The organism is Arundinibacter roseus, from assembly GCF_004348825.1.
GTDB classification, from domain to species: Bacteria; Bacteroidota; Bacteroidia; order Cytophagales; family Spirosomataceae; genus Arundinibacter; species Arundinibacter roseus.
Genome location: NZ_SMJU01000041.1, coordinates 1 through 647 on the forward strand (window position 1 = coordinate 1; position 647 = coordinate 647).

At 57.0% G+C, this 647-nt stretch carries 1 protein-coding gene; it reads right to left on the reverse strand.

The window, feature by feature from the left end; translation table 11 throughout:
- The coding region (locus tag EZE20_RS24240) for an Ig-like domain-containing protein (protein ID WP_449371725.1) at nt 1-647 on the reverse strand (647 nt) is incomplete at both ends.

Genomic DNA, 647 nt, shown 5'->3' on the forward strand with positions numbered 1-647 from the left:
ACGGTTTTGATCAGGCCCGTCGTAGCGTCGTTCCAGGTTACGGTTCCGGCGCAGTTGGTCACGGTCAGTGTGGCGCTTTCACCTACGCAAATTTCGGGACTGTTGACCGAAGGCGTTGGTAGCGGGTTGACTGTTACGGTAACCGGTGCCGCCTGACTGGCACAGCCGCTGGCCGTGATCGTACATACAGCGTAGTAAGTGGTGGTCGCAGTTGGGCTAACGGTGAGGTTGCTCAGGGATGTGGTCAGACCTGCATCCGTAAACCAGGTAACCGTACCGGCGGCGCATCCTGTTGCCGAAAGCACGCTGCTTTCACCCACACAAATGATTGCAGGTGTAGCCGATGGTACGGGCGGCGTTACTACGGGGCATTCACAGTTAAAGGTAACCGTGAGTGTGTCGGAGCATCCGTCGAGTTCAGCGATGATTTGAACAGTTGCACCTGAGGGTACACCCGTAACGCTGCTGCCGCTGACGGTACCTTTGTCGGCAGTAACGGTAGCCCCGGCAGTAGCCGTGAAGTTGACGGTGTAGGTGGTTAAATCGCTGGCACAAACCGGATTTCCGCTGCTGGTAATTTCTGGCTGCGGCTTAACGGTCACGGTTGCGGTGGTTTCCCCTTCGCATCCATTCACCAAACAGGTGGC